This is a genomic window from Amycolatopsis sp. NPDC049159 (genome assembly GCF_040648295.1).
Taxonomy (GTDB): Bacteria; Actinomycetota; Actinomycetes; order Mycobacteriales; family Pseudonocardiaceae; genus Amycolatopsis; species Amycolatopsis pretoriensis_A.
The window spans coordinates 25,491-40,260 of record NZ_JBEZDL010000041.1 but is presented as its reverse complement, the minus strand read 5'-3'; the positions used below and the strand labels follow the sequence as shown (position 1 = coordinate 40,260).

Genomic DNA, 14,770 nt, shown 5'->3' with positions numbered 1-14,770 from the left:
AGCACTATCGCACAAGGGTTTCCGATCGATCAAAGGCTTCGATCATTTCGACCTCAGCACGTCCGCCGGACGTACCCGGCCGCGCCTTCGGGAACCACGTCCCGGTCGCGGCGGACGATGCTGAGCGAGCCGCCCCAGCGCGTGCAGGAGGTCGAGAGGCCCTCGTCGGTGTACTCGATCACGACGACGTGGTCGCCGAACGCGGCCGTGTACTCGTCGCAGTTCTCCTGCTCGCCGCATTCTTCGGCCACGGCGAAGTCGAGCCCGTTCTCCTGGCGCCGCCCCGCCAGCTCGGAGGTGTTCTTCTGCGCAATGGCCAGGCCCTTTTCGTGCGCGTGCGCGGACAGCAGGCGCACGAAGGCCTGGGCGGCGACGTCGGAGAGGAGGCTGTGCGAGCGCGTGTAGCTGTCGTAGTTGTCGGGCTCGATCGCCTGGAAGCCCTTGGCCGCGCACTCGTCGGTCCAGGCGTTCACCTTCGCCGCGGCGCGCTCGCGCTTGTCCGGCGTGCGCAGGTCGAGCAGCGCCTCGTGCCAGTCCTCGTCGATCACCGGCTCGCCGTTCGCGTCCCGGAGCACCAGGTCGCCCCACTCCCCCTCGGCACCCGGCTGGGCCTGGAAAGCGTTGACGTAGCAGATGTTGTAGCGCCCGGCGGCCGGCGCGGCGCCGTGGTCGCGGCTGACGACCTCGACGCCGGACGGCGGGGGGTAGGCGCCGCCGAGCTGGTAGTCAAAGCCCGCCTTCACCGGCGGCAGCCGCACGGCGGACGGCGGCGCCGGGGTGACCGCGGCCGGCTGTCCGGCGGGCGAACAAGCGGTGACGGCCGCGGTCACGCTCAGCGCGACGAAGAAGGATTTCACCACCGCAACTCTAGGAGCCGCTCGCTTCCGCTCCGGCGGGTGTCGCCCGACCGGGGTGTTGTCCACAGTGGACAACTGGTCAGCGGCCTCGGGACCAGGCGCCGGCGTCGGTGGTGTACCGGACGAGCAGCCGCGCGAACTGGACGCGGTCTTCCGCCGGCCAGCCGGCCGTGATGGCTTCGAACACTTCGCGCTGCTCGGCGGCGAAGCGGTCTCGCTCCGCTTCGCCGCGTTCGGTGAGCTCCAGCACGGTGCGGCGGCCGTCGGCCTGGGAAGCCGCGCGCCGCACCAAGCCGTCGGCGATGCAGGCCGCGACCGTCCGGCTGGCCACCGGCTGGGCCACGCCCATCTCGGTGGCGAGGCCACCGACGGTCATCTCGCCGGGGGCCTCGGCGACGACGTTCAGCACCAGGTTGCGGGAGAGGTCGCGGCCCGAGGCCGGGACGCGCCGGCGCAGCCGGGACAGCGCCGGGCCGATCCGGTCCAGCAGCAGGTCATCGGCGGAACGCGCGGTGCTCACCCTCGGATCGTAGTACCCCCGGCATTTGCATGCCAAGAGCTAATTGCATAGCATTGGGTATGTAACTGCGAACGAGGAAGCGAGGCCACCATGGCCACCACCGCCATCACCGGAGCCCAGGTCTTCGACGGCGAGAAGACGCTGGGAGTGCGGACCGTCGTCGTCGACGGCCGGAAGATCCGCCAGGTCGGCGGCGAAGTGCCCGAGGGCGCCGAGGTCGTCGACGGCCGGGGCGCAACCCTGCTGCCCGGGCTGATCGACGCGCACGTCCACTCCGCGCCCGGCTCCCAGGCGCTGGCCCTGCGGTTCGGCGTCACCACCGAGCTGGAGATGCAGGGCCTGAACACCCGCGAAAACCGGGCACACCTCACCGAGGACGACACGGTGGCCGACATCCGGTCGTCCGGCTTCGCCATCACCCCGCCCGGCGGGCACCCCAGCGAGCTGATGCCGGAAGGCTTCCGCCCGGCCGGCGACCTGCCCCCGGTCATGCCGCTGATGCCGTTTTCGACGACGCCGGAGCAGGCCGCCGCGTTCGTCCCGCAGCTGCTCGCGCGGGGCTCGGACTACATCAAGTTCATGATCGACGACGGCAGCGTCGAAGGGCACCCCGGGCTGCCGATGCTCGACCAGGCCACGCTCGACGCCGGCGTCGCGGAGGCCAAGAAGTACGGCGCCCTCACGGTGGCCCACACGCTGACCCTCGACGCCACCCGGATGGCCGCCGAAGCCGGCATCGACGGCGTCGTCCACTTGTTCATGGACCGGCCGCACACCGCGGAGATCGTGGACCTGGTGGCCGAAGCGGGGATGTTCGTCGTGCCGTGCGTCTGCCTCGACGCGTCGATGATGGGCATCACGGGCGCCGAGCTCGCCGACGACCCGCGGGTGGCGCGCCGCCTCGACGGTAAGTGGGACGAGACCCTGCGGTCGAGCTACGACCGCTACCCGCAGGGGAAGCTCGAGGACGTGCTGGCGTCGGTCCGGGCCCTGGCCGACGCGGGCGTGGACATCCTGGCGGGCACCGACGCGTCCATGGCGGAGACCTTCTTCGGCGGCCTGGCCCACGGCGCCAGCCTGCACCAGGAACTCCAGTACCTGGTGGCGGCGGGCCTGACCCCGGCCCAGGCCCTGCGCGCCGCGACGGCGACCACGGCCCGCCGCTTCGGCCTGGCCGACCGCGGCCGCATCGCGGAAGGGCTCCGCGCCGATTTGCTCCTGGTCGACGGCGACCCGACGTCGACGATCGGCGACACGCTCAACACACGCGCGATCTGGCGGCGGGGCAGCCGGTTGAAGGAGGCGTGACGGCTGGCGCGGTCGGCAGCCGCGGTGATGGGTCACCGCCCGCGGCTGCGCCGGGCCAGGTGCTGGTCACGGCCAGCGCCCCGGCACCGGCGAGGGCCGCAGGCGCCGATGTCCGGCCGCGTTGCGCCAGCGCGGTCAGCGCCCGCCGCTGCGCCGGGCCAGGTGCTGGTTACGGCCCAGCGCCCCGGCACCGGCGGGGACCGCGGTTGACTGCCAGGCGATGCTCAGCCGCGGCCAGCAGCCGCGGTGCTAGGCCACTGCCCGCGGCTGCACGGGGCCAGGTGCTGGTCACGGCCAGCGCCCCGGCACCGGCGGGGACCGCGGTTGACTGCCAGGCGATGCTCAGCCGCGGCCAGCGCCCGCGGTGCTAGGCCACTGCCCGCGGCTGCACGGGGCCAGGTGCTGGTCACGGCCGGCGCCCCGGCACCGGCGGGGACCGCGGTTGACTGCCAGGCGATGCTCGGCCGCGGCCAGCAGCCGCGGTGGTAGGCCACTGCCCGCGGCTGCACGGGGTCAGGTGCCGGTCACGGCCGGCGCCCCGGCACCGGCGAGGGCCGCGGTTGGCCGCCAGGTGATGCTCGGCCGCGGTCAGCGCCCGCGGTGCTAGGCCACTGCCCGCGGCTGCACGGGGCCAGGTGCTGGTCGCAGCCAACGTGCCGTCGGCGAGGACCGCGGGCCGCAATGCCCAGCCGCGTGACGCCAGCGCCGTCAGCAACCGCGGTCGCAGGCCACCGCCCGCGGCTGCACCGGGCCAGGTGCCGGTCACGGCCGGCGCCCCGCCACCGGCGAGGCCGCGGTTGGCCGCCAGGCCATGCTCGGGCGCGGTGATAGGCCACCGCCTGCCGTTGCGCCGGGCCAGGTGCTGGTCGCAACCAACGTCCCGCGCCACCGGCGAGAGCACGGCGCGCGGCCAGGTGACGCCAGCGCCCGCGGCCCCGCCGAGCCAGGTGCTGGTCGCAGCCAACGTGCCGTCGCCGGCAAGGGCCGCGGGCCCAGCAGGTGAAGCCAGCGCCGTCAGCAGCCGCGGTGGTACGCCACTGCCCGCGGCTGCGTCGTGCCCGGCAACCTGATCGTCGCGGCCAGCGTCCCGTCGTCGGTGAGCCCCGCCGGTTGCGGTGCCGCGTTGAAGTCGGCGTTGCCGGCCAGGTCCGCAGCCGGTTCGCCGTTCTCCCAGATGCGGAGTTCGTAGTTCTCGGGACCGAAGGTGTGGGCCACGCCCGCCATCGTCGTGCCGGCGTCGAGGAACAGGGTCTCGGCCGCTTCGGTGGTCGTGTGCACCACGTTCCCGTCCAGGTCCGCCTCGATGGCGACCATCGTCGACTCGGGCGTGAAGACCGAAGCGGCGATGCGGCCGCCGTCGAAGGCCTCGAGGTAGACCGCGCCGCCCGGGTACAGCGGGGGCAGCTGCCGGTAGCCGCCGTCGGTGGCTCGGACGAACACCTCGCCCGAGCGCTCGCCGATGTCGGTGTAGAGCAGGACGCGGCCCTGCTCGTCGACGTCGACCGGGTAGGTGTCGTACAGGTGCTGCGGATCCGGGTTCAGCACCTCGGCGGTCCCCGGCCGCGCGGCGGCCCACAGCACCGGGTGGACGTCGCCGAACTCGCCGTAGGCGACGCCGACGACGTCCCCGCTGTTGTTGATGTGCGTGGCCTTCGCGGACCGGAACCCTCGCGGCATGGCCAGGTTCACGGTCTGGCCGCCGCGGTTGACGACGGGCTTGGCCGCCCACCACTCGCCGGTTCCGCCGTCCCCCACGACGGCTCCGGCGGAGTTGATGTCGCGCACCTCGGCCAACGGGGACATCGCCTCGACCTGGGCACCGTGCCACCGCACGGCCGAGTACGCGTTGGGGCCGCGCAGCGAACCGACGAACCAGCCGCCTTCCGCCGCCGCGTAGACCTCACTGCCGGTATACGGCGCCGGCATGGCCAGCGGCGTCATCGCCCAGGTGCAGCCCGCCGCCACCGCGGGCCGCGCGCCGGGCACGAGGGCGGCGCCGAGCACCGCTACGAGCACGAGAGTTCGCTTGAGCATGGTTCCCCCCGGAAGTCGGCCGTCTCCCCCACCACGCCCGGTGGCCCCGGGGAGTTTGTGCGACGGCCGCGCCACCACCCGAACGGCGCAACGAACCGGCGTCACAGGTCCAGGGCACCCACGAACAACGCGGCCACGGCGGCGCGGTGCTCCGGGGTGTCCCGCCAGCGCAGGCGGCGCCCGGCCTCGACCACCACGCCGAACCCGGCGTGCACCAGCACCCGCGCCTGGCGGGCGTCGAGGTCCGGGCGGGCCTGGCGCAGGTGCTGCTCCCAGACGGCGATGTGCTCGCGCTGCGCGGCCACCAGCGGACGGCGCAAAGCGGCGGGCAGGCCGACGATCTCGGCGTCGGCCACGCTGGTGAGGGCGTGGTGCTCGAAGCTGTAGGCCACGTAGGTCGCCGTCAGCGCGAGCAGGGCGTCGGGCGCGCCGCGCAGGTTGTGTTCGACCGCCTGGGCCAGCAGGCCGGCCGCCTGCAGGCAGGCCGCCGCCAGGATGTCGGCCTTGCCGGGGAAGTACCGGTACAGCCCCGAAGGCACCAGTCCCACGGCTTCGGCGATCATGCCGTTGGTGACCGCGGCGAACCCGGCCCGTTCGAACAGCGGGACGGCGGCCGCGAGGATTTCCGAACGCCGGGTGCGCGGCTGGGGCGCGGCGGGCAGTTCGACGAGGGGCGCGCCCGCGAGCGCCTGCCGGGTGTCGGTCGCGGCCACCCGCAGCGCGGAAGCCAGCAGGAGGTCTTCGACGCGCCGGCGGCCGATCGTGTTGTGGTGCATCGTGATGGACCCGATCGCGCCCAGCGCCGCCACCGCACGCAGGTGCTCGTCGGGCGCCGGGTGCTCACGCCGGACCACGTCCGCCACCCGGCCGACGACGTGCGCGAACTTCGCCTTGAGCACGCGGCGGTCTTCGCGCTCGAGGTAGCGGGCCTCCCACCGGTACACGCCGCCGGCCCCGCGGTGGGCGACGGTGACTCGCGTGACGGCGGCCAGGACGTCGGCGAGAGCGCCGTCCGACGGCACCTCCGCGAGCGCCGCGACGAGCCGGTCCACCATGACGTTCGCGCACTCGGCGAACAGCGCGTACTTGTTCGGGAAGTGCCGGTAGAGGGCGGCCGCGGTGATGCCGACGGCGGCCGCGATCTCCTCCATGGACGCCGAGTGGTAGCCGCGCTCGCTGAACACGGTGGCCGCGGCCCCGACGATGAGCTGCTTGCGGTTGCGCGGCCGCGCCGCCGCGGCCGGGCCGGCCGTCACCGCGGCCGCCGGGCGGGGGTGCGCGGGAGCGGGGCCATGCGTGCCAGTCAACCACGAACCGGACCGGGTGCCGGGCGACGGACCGATTCAGGCCGGCCCGGCTCTTGCCGACCGCCGACCCGCCTCGCTATGTTAATGGAGAATCTCTCCCTGAACGCGTGGCGCGACTCGTCGATTGTCGAAGCTTTGCCCAGGTACTGCCTACCGAGGAAGCTAGGTAAGTAAATGAGTAATCTCAGCCGGAGGAACGTTCTTTCGCTCGGTGTCGCACTCGGGCTGGTGAGCGCGGCGAGCGCCGTCCCGGCCTGGGCGTCGACGGGTGGCGCCCAAGCCGCGGGCACGGATCCGTGGTGGGCGTGGGACGACGAGGTCGACCGCCTCATGGCGGGCATCCTCGACACCGGCCAGGTGCCCGCGGTCAACGCCGCCCTGCGGCCGTGGGTGAACAACGGCGACGCGCTGCCGACCGGCCTGCCCGCCGGCCTCGCCACCCACCTCCAGCAGGCCAACCGGCTGCCGTCCTGGGCCGACGCGGCCAAGCTGCGCCGCGCCGCGGACTTCAACCGGCGCAAGGACACCTACCTGTTCATGCTCTACGGCCTGGGCAGCGGCATCATGAGCACGGTGATCCCGCGGGAGGCCAAGTCGGTCTACTGGTCCGCGGGCGGGGCGAACATGCAGGACCGCGCAGCGAAGACGTTCACCTTCGGCTACGACCTGAGCGACCTCAACGCGTTCCAGCCGACGGGCCAGTTCGTGGTCACGGCCAACAAGACGCGCCTGGTGCACGCCGCCGTGCGCCACCTGCTGCCGCAGTCGGCGCACTGGCGCGCGGTCGCCGACGAGCAGATCCCGATCAGCAACGGCGACATCCTGGTGACCTTCCACAGCCTCGGCACCTACGTGCACCGCAAGCTGCTCGAATGGCGCGTGCCGATGTCGGCGGCGGACGAGGAGGCCTTCCTGCACCAGTGGCAGGTCGCCATCCACCTGCTCGGCGTCCGCGACGAGTTCATCCCCAAGACGTGGGCCGAGGCCGACGCGCAGTCGACGCGGGTGCTCACCCCGCTCCTGGCCCCGACGACGGAGGGCAAGGAGCTGGCGCAGGACCTGCTCGGCCTGACGGCGCAGATCGACCTGGGCGTCACCCGTGGCTTCTTGAACGAATTCGTCCGCTACGTCCTCAGCGACGCGGTCGGCGACTGGCTCGGCCTCCCCCGCGACTACGCGGCGGCCGCCCTGGTCCGCACCGGCTGGCCGGCGTACATCGCGTTCCGCGAGGGCCTGCTCCCCATCGCCCCGGCGGGGTTCTACCTGTTCGACCAGTTCATCCGGGCGATCGCGATGCTGTTCCTGAACAAGGCCAATTCACCTACGACGACGCCGATCACGATCCCGTCGGGCAACCGGCCGGGCGCCTGAGCCCGAGGCCTGGTCACCACCGAAGCGACCGCTTAGTATGGTGACCGACCCCGAGGAGGCGGCCTTGTCCACTGTGGATGGTGTCCGGTACGCGGCGGACGGCGCGGTCGCGACGCTCACGTTCGACAAACCCGAGCGCAGCAACGCGATGGACGTCCCGATGCAGGTCCGCTACGGCGCCCTGCTGCGGCAGGCCGACGCGGACGCCGCCGTCCGCGCGGTCGTCGTCACCGGGGCGGGCAAGGCGTTCTGCCCCGGCGCCGACCTGGGGTTGCTGGACGACATCGCCGCCGCTCCCCCGGCCGGCGGCGGCGGGCACGAGAACTTCCGGGACGTCCTCGCCGCGTCGTCGGTCGGGGTGCCGGTGGTCGCCGCGATCAACGGCGGCTGCGCCGGCCTGGGGTTCGTCATCGCCTGCTCGGCGGACGTCCGTTTCGCCGCCGCCGGAGCGAAGTTCACCACGGCGTTCGCCCGGCGCGGGCTGATCGCCGAGTACGGCGTCGCGAAGCTGCTGCCGGAGCTCGTCGGCCAGGGCCGGGCCCGCGACCTGCTGCTTTCGGGCCGCACGTTCACCGCGGAGCAGGCGCTGGACTACGGCCTGGTCCAGGAGGTAGTCCCGGCCGAGGAGCTCCCGCTGCGCGCGCACGCCTACGCGACCGAGCTGGCGACCTACAGCGCGCCCCGCTCGATGGCCGTGATGAAGCGGCAGTTCGAGCGGGAGGCTTCCCTGACGCTCGAGGAGGCCGCGCGCGAAGCCACGGCGCTGATGATCGAGTCGTTCGGGCGGCCCGAGCTGGCCGAGGGGCTGGCCAGCTGGAACGAGCGCCGTACCCCGAAGTTCCCGGACCACCCGGCCTCGTGACCGGCGCTCGGGCCACGGGGAACCCGCGGGCGACAGTTCGAAACCTCCCGCTCTTCCTGCTGCCGCCCTCGCGGCCGGACCGATGAGTTTCCGCGGCCCATCCGGTCAGTACTCCCGTCCGGCACCACGACGGAAGCAGGTCCCATGGCCAAGCTGCTCTACGCCTTCAGCACCTCCCTCGACGGGTTCATCGCCGGCCCGGGTGGGGACATGTCCTGGCTGACGCCCCACCTCGGGCCCGATGCCACCGTCGACGAGCTCATCCCGCGGATCGGTGCCCTGCTCGTCGGGCGCCGGACCTACGGCGGTGACGACCCGCACCGCGGCACCGAGGGCGAGGGCAAGGCGTTCGGCGGGGGCTGGGACGGGCCGCAGTTCGTGCTCACCCACCGGCCCGCGGACCCGGCGCCCGGGGTCACCTTCGTCGGTGACCTGCACGAAGCCGTCGCCAAGGCCAAGGACGCCGCCGGGGACCAGTACGTCAACGTCCTCGGGGCCGACGTCGCCCGGCAGTGCCTCGAAGCCGGGCTGCTGGACGAGATCCTCGCCCTGCCCGTCCCGGTGCTCCTCGGCGACGGCGTCCGGATGTTCGACCGGCCCGGCGGCGAGCCGGTCGCGCTCGAACTGCTCCGGCCGCACTGGTACCGCGTCCGCTAGGGCCGCATCCCGAACGACGGCGGGCCCGCCAGCCTCGGCAGCACCGCGTACGCGTCGCCGATCCAGTCGCACAGGCGGGCCCGGGTTTCGCGCGGGTCGATGACGTCCTCGACCGAGAAGTGCTCGGCCGTCCGGAACGGCGACCGCACCGCGTCCAGGCGTGCGCGGATCTCCTCGATCCGCGCCGCCCGGTCGTCGGCCGCGTCCAGTTCCGCGCGGTAGGCCGCCTCGATGCCGCCTTCGACCGGCAACGATCCCCAGTCGCCCGAGGGCCAGGCCCAGCGGCGGACCAGGCGGTGGCGGTTGACCTGGCCCGCGCCACCGACGCCGAACACGCGCCGGACGATCACCTCGGCCATCGGCACCCGTGCCTGGTAGACCGCCGTCACCGCGCGGGCGCCGTGGCGGATCGCCCCGGCGCGCTCGGCCGCCGCGCCGATCACCATGCCCGCCTGGTCGGTCAGCGACACCAGCGGGAGGTGGAAAGTCTCGCAGAGGTCGACCAGCCGGGTCATGACGTCGGCACCCTCGGGGGTCAGCGTCGCGCCGCGGTACGGGTCGGTGGCCAGGACGCCGACCGGGTGCCCCTTCAGCCGCGCCAATCCCGCGTACGCCGAGCCGCCCGACACCGCGTAGTCGAACACCGAGCCCGCGTCGAAGACGCCGTCCAGCAACGGCCGCAAGCGGTAGGGCTGACGCCGGTTGCGCGGCACCAGCGAAAGCAGCCCCTCGTCGGCACGGTCCACCGGGTCCGATGTGGACGTCACCGGCGGCAGGGAGTCCACAGAGGACGGCAAGTACGACAGGAACTGTTTCGCCACCGAGAAAGCTTCGGCTTCGGACGCCACGATCCGGTCGACCGCGCCGCTGCGCCGGTGGACGTCGGCGCCGCCGAGCTCCTCCTTGGTGAGATCCTCCCCCGTCGCGTGCTTCACCACCGGCGGTCCGGCGACGAACAGCTGCCCGGCGCCTTCGACCAGGACGTTCAGGTGCGACATCACCGCCCGCGCGGCGCCGAGCCCGGCCACCGGGCCGAGGCAGAGCGCGATCACAGGAACCGTCGAAAGGTTGGCCACGACCCAGTCCCAGCCCGGGTTGACCGGGACGTAGGTGAAGCCGTGCTGCTCCAGCATCTTGACGCTGCCGCCGCCCCCGGTGCCCTCGATCAGCCGCACCAGCGGCAGCCGCAGCTCGTGGGCCAGGCGTTCGGCGTGGACCTGCTTCTCCATGATGGCGGCGTCGGCGGCGCCCCCGCGGACGGTGAAGTCGTCGCCGCCGAGCGCCACCCGCCTGCCGTCGAGCCGGGCGGTGCCGATGACGAAGTTGGCCGGGGTGAACGACTCCAGCGTTCCGTCCACATAGGACGCCGTGCCGGCCAGCGCGCCGATCTCGTCGAAGCTGCCGGGGTCGGCGAGCGCCGCGATCCGCTCGCGGACCGTCGAGCGCCCGGCGGCGTGCTGGCGGGCCACCTTCTCCGGCCCGCCCATGCGCTCGGCCAGCTCGCGCCGCCGGGCCAGCTCGTCGACCTCCGGCTGCCAGCTCATTCCGCCTCGAGCGCCGCTTCGACCTTGCGCTGCAGCTTGTTCATCCCGCCGAGCCAGCGGTCGGTCTGCGTCGCGCGCGCCGCGTAGTAGTCCGCGACCTCCGGGTGCGGCAGGACCAGGAACTGCTTCGACTCCATCGCCGCGAACAGCGCGTCCGCGACCTGCTCGGGTTCGATCGCCGACGCGCCCATCAGCAGCTGACCGGCGGTGCCGGTGCTCTCCAGCATCGCCGTGCGCACGCCCTGCGGGCAGATGGCCTGCACGGTGATCCCGCGGTGCCGGTAGGTCGCCGACAGGTACTCGGCGAACGCGAGCGCGCCGTGCTTGGTCACCGAGTACGGCGCCGAGCCGAGGCTGGTCAGCAGGCCGGCGGCGGACACGGTCGCAATGAAGTGCCCCTCGCCGCGTTCGAGCCACGCGGGCAGCAGCTGGTTGGCCGCGCGCACGTGCGCCATGACGTTGACGTCCCAGGTGCGCGCCCAGACCTCCTCGGGGCTTTCCGCGCCGCCGAAGGGCGCGATGCCCGCGTTGGCGCAGTAGACGTCGATCTCGCCGAGCGTCTCGCGGGCGCTCTCGATCAGCTTCGCGACACCGTCGACGCTCGCGACGTCGCCGGCGAACGCCGTGCCGCCGACCTCCTTCGCGATCTCGGCGGCCTTGTCCCCGTCGAGGTCGGCCACGACGACCTGGGCGCCGCCGGCGGCGAAGCGGCGGGCCAGCGCGGCACCGATGCCGCCGCCACCGCCGGTGACGACGACGCCGGTCACAGGCCACCGCCCAGGGTCACGCCGCCGTCGAGGACCATCGTCTGGCCGGTGATCCAGCCCGCGTCGTCGGACAGCAGGAAGGCGACCGCGCCCGCGATGTCGGCCGGCACGCCGAGCCGCTTCATCGGGTAGGCCGAGGCGACCTCCTCTTCGCGGCCCTCGTAGAGCGCGGTCGCGAACTTCGTCTTGACCACGGCCGGGGCGACGGCGTTGACGCGGATCTTCGGGCCCAGCTCGGCGCCGAGCTCGACGGTCAGCCGGATCAGGGCGGCCTTGCTGACGCCGTACATGCCGATGCCCGGCGAAGCGCCGAGGCCGGCGACGGACGCGACGTTGACGACGGCACCGCCGTGCTCGCCCATCCACGCGTCGCGGGCGCGCTTGGTCCAGCCCAGCGGCGCGAGCACGTTGACGCCGAGGATCTTGGCCGCGGCTGCGGGGTCGATGTCCAGGGTCGGCCCGTAGACCGGGTTGATGCCGGTGTTGTTGACCAGGTAGTCGAGCCGGCCGAAGGTCTCGATCGTCTTGGCGACGGCCTCGTCCTGGTGGTCGGTGTCGTCGGACTTGCCGGGCACGAACATGGCGACGTCCGGGCCGCCGAGGGAGTTCACGGCCTCTTCGAGGGCCTCCGGCTTGCGCGCGGTGATGCACACCTTGGCGCCGCGTTCGACGAGCGTCTTCGCGATCCCGAGGCCGATGCCCCGGCTGGCCCCGGTGACGATCGCGACGCGATCCTTGAACGAGTTCACGGCAGTGTGTCTCCTTCGTGTGGTGCCCGGCACATACCAAGCAGTCGGTCAGTGGCCCATTATGCGCGATGAGGGCATCGCGCACACCCTGCCCGGAATGTGACCTTCCCCCGCTACCTTCCCCCGGAACGAGACTTCGAGGGGGCCCCGGTGCGCAAGTTCGCCCTGACCATCGCCGTGGCGGCACTGGCGTCGGCCGCCTGCGACCCGGCCCCGGTGCCGCCGCCGGCCCCGGCCGCGCTCGCACCCCCGGCCACCGACGTCGCCGGCCTGGTGCGGACGGCCTGGACGGGGATCGGCCGCGGGCCGTCCGCCGGCTTCACGACGACCGCCGTGCTCGGCCCCGACACCAAGGAGCTCACCGGGTCGCTGCGCATCGACGGCGGGGCGACGTCCCTGTCGCTGGTCCTCGACGGCAGCGAGACGCGGGTGATCGGCAAGCGGACCTTCACGCGGGCGCCGCGGGAGGCGGTCCCCGGCAAGCCGTGGGTCGGCACCGACCCCGACAGCGCCGACCCGGTCGCGCAGGCGCTCGGCGCCGGGGTCCCGGTGGTCGTCAAGCTGCCGGACCTCGGCCGGGCGCTGACCGAGATCGAACGGACCGGCCGCATCGTCTCGGCCGGGCAGACCAAGCTCGCCGACGTGCCGGTCAACCACTACCGGCTCGAGCTCGACCCGGCGAAGGCGCCGGAGCTGTTCCCCGAGCTCGCACCCCGGCCGGGTGCGGCCAAGCTGCCCGCCGAGCTGTGGCTCGACGCGGGGTCCCGGCCGGTCCGGTTCGCCGTCGACTTCGCCGGCGGCCCGACGCCGGTCAAGGGCACCACCGACTACCGCGACTGGGGCAAGCCGGTCGACATCCCGGTCCCGCCCGCCGACCAGGTCGTCGACGAGGCGGAGCTGCTGAAGAAGATGGGGCGGTGACGCGGTCCACCGCACGCGCGGCACCAGCTCGCCGGCCGCGGCGGCCGTGACTGTCGGAGGGCACCGCGGCCGCGCGCTCGAACCCGCCGCCGGGCAGCGGCGCGACGAGGGCGGCGGCGGTCGTGACGACCTCGGCGTACCCGCGCCGAGCGCGCGGATCCGGCCGCGACCTCGATGCCGGGGACGAAGGGCAGCGGGACGCCCACGAGGCCCTGCCGGTAGCGGACTTCGGCGAAGTTCGCGCCGGCGTGCGTGACGTCGATGGAGACCTCGCCGGGGCCGGGTTCGGGGGTGGGCACGGTGGCGAGCCGCAGCACCCCGGGTCGGGCAGGACCAGTCAGCGCGGCACCAGCGCCCGGACCGCGTCGATCAGCTCCGGGCCGTCCAGCAGGGCCGGGTCGTTGTGGTCGGCGCCGGGGATCTCCACCACCCGCGCCGCCGCCGCGGCCGCCACCGCGCGGCTCTGCGAAGGCGGGACGATCGAGTCCGCGCCGCCCAGGACCACCGTCGTCGGCACCCGCACGCGGGCGACCTGCTCCTCGACCGGGAACCGGTCGCGCAGCAGCAGGCGCACGGGCAGGTACGGGTAGACCTCGGCGCCCACCGCCGCGAGGTCGGTGAACGGCGAACGCAGGAGCAGTCCGGCCGGCGGGTGCGCGGTGGCCAGCTCGGTCACGACGGCGCACCCGAGGCTCTCGCCGAGGTACAGCAGGCGCTCCGGCGGGACTCGCCGCTCCTCGGTCAGGAACCGGTGCGCCGCGCGGACGTCGAGCGCCAGGCCGGCTTCGCTCGGGTCGCCCGGATTGCCGCCGTAGCCGCGGTAGTCGACCAGGAGCACCGCCAGCCCCGCCTCCACCAGCTTCGCCGCCAGCGGGGCGCGCCCGGCCCGGTTGCCGCCGTTGCCGCCGGCCACCAGCACGGTCGCCGACGGCTCGCGCGGCCGGACGAACCAGGCACCCAGCTCGAGGCCGTCGCCGGTGCGGAGCCGGACGTCCTCGGCGCCGGGCAGCACGCTCGCGGCGGCCGGCACCGGCGTGGTGTCCGGCAGGTAGACCAGCCGCCGCTGGAAGACCCAGACCAGCCCCAGCACGAGCACCACGACCAGCGCGGCCGCCGACAGCACCCGGACGATCACGGTCCCGGTCAAGCGCCACCTCCTCCCGGGCGAGTATGCGGGTTTTGCCGGGCTTTAGCCGCCGTCGGGCAAGATCGACCGAGCCAGACGGCCGGAGCCTGGGGGCTGGGGTCCGGAGCGCACCGGCAGGGGGGTGCCGGTGCACGGGACCGGTCGTCTGGCACCAGGGGGCACATTTCTCGCGTCGATCGTGACGCGCGCCGCGGACTTGGGGGTCCGTGGCGCCCGCCCCTTCCGTCACCGCAGGGGAAAGAGGGGAAACATGAACCGAGCAGTGAAACGGGCGGCCGTCGTGGCGGCGCTCGCCGCCGGCGCGACGGCGCTCGCCGCGCCGTCCGCACTGGCCACCGAGCAGGGCGGCACCTCGAACACGTGCCAGAGCAGCGGTTTCTGCCAGACCGACCCGGTCTGGTTCCCGGGCGGCACCCTCTCGGTCGACGCCGACGTGCACGGCAGCGGCCCGGCGGAGTGGATCGTCCGCGGCCCGAACGGCGTCGTGTGCCGCACCGGGTTCGCCGCCGAAGCCCCGCCGTCGTCGTGGATCTGCCGCAACGTGCCGGCGCAAACGCTCGAGGCCACCGTCGGCGGACCCGCGGGCCCGTCGAACATCGGCCTCCGCTGGTGAACGAAAACCCCACAAAAGAAGGAGAAACCGCATGACGACGATCCGCTTCTTCGCCCGCTCCGTGGTGCGCAGCATCCGGACCCGCGAACTGGGCGCCGCCTGGCGCCTCTACT

14 protein-coding genes are annotated in these 14,770 nt (G+C 73.6%); 6 read left to right on the top strand and 8 right to left on the bottom strand.

What is annotated here, in order from left to right:
- Nucleotides 1–53: 53 nt before the first annotated feature.
- Nucleotides 54–857, bottom strand: a complete 804-nt coding sequence (locus AB0B33_RS44805; RefSeq protein ID WP_360783774.1) for an endo alpha-1,4 polygalactosaminidase — start codon at nt 855–857, stop codon at nt 54–56.
- A gap of 79 nt (nt 858–936) precedes the next feature.
- Nucleotides 937–1,377, bottom strand: coding sequence for a MarR family winged helix-turn-helix transcriptional regulator (locus AB0B33_RS44800; protein WP_247024518.1), 441 nt, complete (start codon nt 1,375–1,377; stop codon nt 937–939).
- A gap of 90 nt (nt 1,378–1,467) precedes the next feature.
- Between AB0B33_RS44800 and AB0B33_RS44795 the strand changes: the two genes are divergently transcribed.
- Nucleotides 1,468–2,685 (top strand): amidohydrolase family protein, encoded by a 1,218-nt coding sequence (locus AB0B33_RS44795; RefSeq protein ID WP_360783771.1) that lies wholly within the window; start codon nt 1,468–1,470, stop codon nt 2,683–2,685.
- Nucleotides 2,686–3,699: 1,014 nt separating this feature from the next.
- Here the strand turns inward: AB0B33_RS44795 and AB0B33_RS44790 are convergent.
- Complete coding sequence (locus AB0B33_RS44790) at nt 3,700–4,719, bottom strand: hypothetical protein (protein WP_360783768.1); 1,020 nt, start codon at nt 4,717–4,719, stop codon at nt 3,700–3,702.
- Between the two features lie 101 nt (nt 4,720–4,820).
- Nucleotides 4,821–5,975 (bottom strand): TetR/AcrR family transcriptional regulator, encoded by a 1,155-nt coding sequence (locus AB0B33_RS44785; protein WP_360783829.1) that lies wholly within the window; start codon nt 5,973–5,975, stop codon nt 4,821–4,823.
- Between the two features lie 225 nt (nt 5,976–6,200).
- On the opposite strand from AB0B33_RS44785, the gene AB0B33_RS44780 reads away from it, so the two are divergent.
- The 3 genes from AB0B33_RS44780 to AB0B33_RS44770 all read left to right on the top strand — a co-directional run bounded on the left by AB0B33_RS44780 (nt 6,201) and on the right by AB0B33_RS44770 (nt 8,916).
- Nucleotides 6,201–7,397, top strand: a complete 1,197-nt coding sequence (locus AB0B33_RS44780) for an oxygenase MpaB family protein (protein WP_360783765.1) — start codon at nt 6,201–6,203, stop codon at nt 7,395–7,397.
- 37 nt (nt 7,398–7,434) lie between these two features.
- Nucleotides 7,435–8,259, top strand: a complete 825-nt coding sequence (locus AB0B33_RS44775; protein ID WP_360783762.1) for an enoyl-CoA hydratase-related protein — start codon at nt 7,435–7,437, stop codon at nt 8,257–8,259.
- Nucleotides 8,260–8,403: 144 nt separating this feature from the next.
- Nucleotides 8,404–8,916 (top strand): dihydrofolate reductase family protein, encoded by a 513-nt coding sequence (locus AB0B33_RS44770; protein WP_247024523.1) that lies wholly within the window; start codon nt 8,404–8,406, stop codon nt 8,914–8,916.
- Here the strand turns inward: AB0B33_RS44770 and AB0B33_RS44765 are convergent.
- From AB0B33_RS44765 to AB0B33_RS44755, 3 genes are read right to left on the bottom strand one after another with little or no spacing between them, the layout of a single operon-like run.
- Complete coding sequence (locus tag AB0B33_RS44765; RefSeq protein WP_360783759.1) at nt 8,913–10,460, bottom strand: carboxyl transferase domain-containing protein; 1,548 nt, start codon at nt 10,458–10,460, stop codon at nt 8,913–8,915. The genes AB0B33_RS44770 and AB0B33_RS44765 overlap by 4 nt on opposite strands.
- Entirely contained in the window at nt 10,457–11,227 is a 771-nt protein-coding gene (locus AB0B33_RS44760; protein ID WP_360783756.1) for an SDR family oxidoreductase, read from the bottom strand. The genes AB0B33_RS44765 and AB0B33_RS44760 overlap by 4 nt, the downstream gene beginning before the upstream one ends.
- On the bottom strand, nt 11,224–11,976 hold the full coding sequence (locus AB0B33_RS44755; protein WP_360783753.1) for an SDR family oxidoreductase: 753 nt from the start codon (nt 11,974–11,976) through the stop codon (nt 11,224–11,226). Before AB0B33_RS44755 ends, AB0B33_RS44760 begins: the two co-directional genes overlap by 4 nt.
- Nucleotides 11,977–12,126: 150 nt before the next feature.
- On the opposite strand from AB0B33_RS44755, the gene AB0B33_RS44750 reads away from it, so the two are divergent.
- The gene (locus AB0B33_RS44750) at nt 12,127–12,897 is read left to right on the top strand and encodes a hypothetical protein (protein ID WP_360783750.1); all 771 of its coding nucleotides are present in this window, start codon (nt 12,127–12,129) and stop codon (nt 12,895–12,897) included.
- A gap of 337 nt (nt 12,898–13,234) precedes the next feature.
- On the opposite strand, the gene AB0B33_RS44745 is transcribed toward AB0B33_RS44750, so the two are convergent.
- Nucleotides 13,235–14,044: an alpha/beta hydrolase gene (locus tag AB0B33_RS44745; protein ID WP_360783748.1), complete on the bottom strand. Its 810-nt coding sequence runs from the start codon at nt 14,042–14,044 to the stop codon at nt 13,235–13,237.
- A gap of 250 nt (nt 14,045–14,294) precedes the next feature.
- Here AB0B33_RS44745 and AB0B33_RS44740 point away from each other — a divergent pair, with 250 nt between their 5' ends.
- The gene (locus AB0B33_RS44740) at nt 14,295–14,657 is read left to right on the top strand and encodes a hypothetical protein (RefSeq protein ID WP_360783745.1); all 363 of its coding nucleotides are present in this window, start codon (nt 14,295–14,297) and stop codon (nt 14,655–14,657) included.
- Nucleotides 14,658–14,770: the final 113 nt, after the last annotated feature.